Annotated in this window: 3 protein-coding genes and 1 tRNA gene; 3 read left to right on the top strand and 1 reads right to left on the bottom strand. The window is 61.7% G+C overall.

The annotated features are described in order from the left end of the window. The first annotated feature begins 503 nt into the window (after nt 1-503). Nucleotides 504-1835: a hemolysin family protein gene (locus tag GPA_RS12630; protein ID WP_041239605.1), complete on the top strand. Its 1332-nt coding sequence runs from the start codon at nt 504-506 to the stop codon at nt 1833-1835. Here the strand turns inward: GPA_RS12630 and GPA_RS12625 are convergent. Beyond that, complete coding sequence (locus tag GPA_RS12625) at nt 1832-2620, bottom strand: amidohydrolase family protein (protein WP_015540101.1); 789 nt, start codon at nt 2618-2620, stop codon at nt 1832-1834. The genes GPA_RS12630 and GPA_RS12625 overlap by 4 nt on opposite strands. A 280-nt stretch (nt 2621-2900) precedes the next feature. On the opposite strand from GPA_RS12625, the gene GPA_RS12620 reads away from it, so the two are divergent. Together GPA_RS12620 and GPA_RS19350 are read left to right on the top strand one after the other, a co-directional pair. After that, nucleotides 2901-2977, top strand: a tRNA-Met gene (locus tag GPA_RS12620). 472 nt (nt 2978-3449) lie between these two features. After that, on the top strand, nt 3450-3725 hold a 276-nt coding region (locus GPA_RS19350; RefSeq protein ID WP_041239604.1), incomplete at its 3' end, for a helix-turn-helix transcriptional regulator.

Here is a 3725-nt window from a genome sequence, read left to right as displayed (position 1 = left end):
AGCCCCTTCTTCCGCACCCGATGCGGAGGAGGGCGAACTGGCGCGCGCATAATCTGCGTTTGGGGCGGCCGCCTGCGTCGAAACACCCGCGTAGCTCGCGCCCGCTCCGGCCTAGCGGTTCTTCTCGAGCCGGGGCGTCTGCAGCGCCACGTAGGCCAGCAGCCCTCCCATAGCGGCCAGTGTTGCCAAGGTGACGAGGATTCTCTTCATGCCATGCTCCTTCTCGCGGGGGCTCTCTTCGCCTACCACGATACCGCCCCTGCCCTGCGGCAACCTTGCACGTGCCTGTGCTTTCGCTTACGATCGCGTCACGTTGGCGGCCGAGCAGCTGCCAAGACGTTGCAGAACAGTGTCAACTTCTGTATAAAGAGTAGTTTTTCCCTGCGTTGGCTGCCGGGGATGGTACAAATTACGAGGACAGTCAAAAATCTGCTGCCCGAAGGAGCGGTTAGGCAAGCCGCACCCAGCAGACATTGAAAACCGAACTAAGGAGACCTGCTTTAATGCCTGTTGCGTTAAGCCTTTTTCTTGTCCTTTTCTTCCTGCTCATGAACGCTTTCTTCGTCGCCGCCGAGTTCTCGCTCGTGCGGGTGCGCAAGTCCCAAGTGGAGATCCTCGTCGACGAGGACCGCTCCGGCGCCAAGTACACCAAACTCGTGGCCGACAACGTGAACGCCTACCTCTCCGCCTGCCAGCTGGGCATCACGTTGGCCTCGCTCGCCCTGGGCTGGCTGGGCGAGCCCGCCGTCTCCCAGCTCATCGAGGGTCCGCTGCTGGCGATCGGCCTGCCCGAGGCGGCCATCCACGGCATTGCCATCGCCATCGGCTTCGTCGTCATCACCGCGTTGCATATCGTGGTGGGCGAGCTCATACCGAAGTCGCTCGCCATCTTCTCCACGGAGCGCTACGCCCTGTTCACCGCCACGCCGCTCGTGTGGTTCTACCGCATCACGTACCCCATCATGTGGCTGTTCAACAGCATCACGAACGGGGTTATGAAGCTGCTCGGCCACGACATCGCCAACGAGCACGAGGTGTACACCGACGAGGAGATCAAGCTGCTCATCGACGAGAGCACCGAGAGCGGCCTCATCGATCCCGAGCAGAACGAGTACGTGGACAACATCTTCGACCTGGGCGACAAGGACGCCGAGGCCATCATGACGCCGCGCACCAACGTCATCTGCCTCGACCTTGAGGATTCGCTCGAGGAGAACCTGGCGCTCATCATGCAGTACAAGTACACGCGCTATCCCGTGTGCCGCGGCAACAAGGACCGCATCGTCGGCTTCGTGCATGTGAAGGACCTCTACACGCTGCCGCCCGACAGCACGATGGAAGACCTGCGCATCCGCACGATCCAGGCCGTGCCCGAGGGCATTCCCATCGCGAAGCTGCTGCAGATCCTGCAGGCGAAGCACACGAAGATCGCCGTGGTCATCGACGAGCACGGCGGCACGTCGGGCATCGTCACCATGAGCGACATCATGGAGCAGATCGTCGGCCGCATCGACGACGAATACGCGCACGGCGGCTCGGAGGACGTGGTGCGCCTCGACGACGGCAGCTACCTCGTGGACGGCTCCATGGCCATCGACGAGGTGGAGGAGCTCATCGGCTTCGAGCCCGAGGAGGCCTCCGAATGCGAGACGACGGGCGGCCTGCTGCTGTCGCTGTTCGACCGCATTCCCGAAGAGGGCGACTCCGTGACCATCGAGCACGACGACCGCAAGGCCACGTTCACCGTCGTGGACATGGACCGTCACCGCATCGACAAGGTGCGCGTAGTGCTTGAGCAGAAGCCCGAGGCCGAAGGCTCGGAGAAGGACCGCTAAACCCTCACGCCCGTGAATCGCTCGGCGTTCTTCCAGAGCATCTTCTCCAAGTCGCCGTCGGAGAAGCCGAGCGACGTGAACGTGTCGTACTCGCTCGCCGGGTCCCACATGGGGAAGTCGGAGCCGAACATCACGCGGTCGGCGCCCCACAGGCTCACGAGCTCGCGCGTGCGCCGATTGCCCAGGAAGGCTAAGGAGCTGGACACGTCGATGAGCACGTTCTCCTCGTGCAGCACGTCGTAGCCGATCTCGGGGACGGACCAGCCGCCGAAGTGCGCCGCGTCCACCACGAGGTTGGGGAACGTGCGCAGGATGTTCTTGAGCCGGCGCGGATGCGAGAAATCGGTGCGGTAGTCGCCCGTATGCACGATGAGCGGCAGCCGACCCTCGATCATCCCGTAGATGCGCATGAGGCGCGGGTCGTCCATGTTCACCTTCTGGGTGTCGGGATGCAGCTTCATGCCGCGCAGGCCCAGGCCGACGGCGCGCTCGATCTCCGTCTCGGGGTCCTCGAGGTCCTGGTGCATGGCCATGAAGCCGATGAATTCGGGGTGGAGGCGGCATTGTTCGGCGATGAAGTCGTTGATGCTGGCCACGGCGCTGGGTTTGGTGGCCACCGAGTGCACGACGAAGTGCGTGAGGGGCGCCTGCTCCTTCGAGGCCAGCAGGTGTGCCGCCGTGCCCTGCCCGTACATGTCCACGAGGTAGAACTCGCCCACGGCGCCGACCGCCCGCTCGGCGATCTTCTCGGGATAGATATGGGCATGCACGTCGATGACGGCCATGGCTGGGCTCCTTGCTCGCTTGGGTAGGCGGTTCGTCACGAACCGCGCGTATGGTTTCGCTGTCGATTGTACTGCATCCCCGCAGCGCCCGCGCCAATCAATCTCCCCAAACTGTTGGGCTTCGCAACGAAATCCGCTCCCCTCAATTCGTTTCTTCGAATTGCGTGCGTTTTGTGGAGAGGAAGATAAGGCTTGCCCTCTGCATGAAACATGAGTAATATTCAATCTTGCCGCTTTTCCTGTTTGCAGTATACCGGACAGGAGGGGCAGGCGCCAATGTTGCGGGGTGGAGCAGTCTGGTAGCTCGCCGGGCTCATAACCCGGAGGTCGTAGGTTCAAATCCTGCCCCCGCGACCATAAAACACCAGGTCAGAAGTGCAAAGCTTCTGGCCTTTTTTGCCCAAATCAGGCTGTTTTTGAGCTAATTTGGGCTAAAATGCCCTCCTTCTGCCCCTGTCCGAACCTCTACGTCGGCACTTTTTTCCGCCGTCGAAGCGCCCTTTGGGATGAGGTTATGGGCTAATTTTGGGCTAAAAAACAATGAAACAATCTGCAACCTGGGGAAACACTGTGAAATGCCAGGGCTATTAGCCCAAAACCGAGCCGATCGGCGATCCTGCGATTCCACATTGCGAACACAAAGTTTCGCACCCTCCTCTCCTCGCGGAGAAATTCTCCCGTACCCCTCCGATGGGGCGAATGGAACCGAATAGAACCGAAAAACGCCTCTCTCGTTTGCCGCTCGCCTGCCCATTCCCAATAATCTAGCCAGGCATCGATTAGGAGATGTCTCTTTTCGGAAAGCACGAAGACGGAGAAACGAGCGAGCATGGAGACAGGAAAGACCGGCAGCACCAACGATCGGCAGGACCTTCTTGCCGAGATGCTCGGCGTCATGACGCGACTCCGGGCCGCCGAGGAGCCGTCCCCCGCCGATGCCGAGCCGCGCCGCGATGCGGGTTCCAAGGGGCCCGCGGGCGAGGAGTGGCTCTCTGTGCAGACCGCGTGCGACTACGTGCACGTCTCGTGCACAACCATGTACAGGCTCGTCAGGGAGGGCAAGCTACCGTCCCGCCGCGAGCTCGGCCCGAACTCCAATACCGTG

The sequence above is a fragment of the Gordonibacter pamelaeae 7-10-1-b genome, from assembly GCF_000210055.1.
In the GTDB taxonomy this organism is placed as follows: domain Bacteria; phylum Actinomycetota; class Coriobacteriia; order Coriobacteriales; family Eggerthellaceae; genus Gordonibacter; species Gordonibacter pamelaeae.
This window is presented reverse-complemented; position numbering and strand designations above follow the sequence as displayed.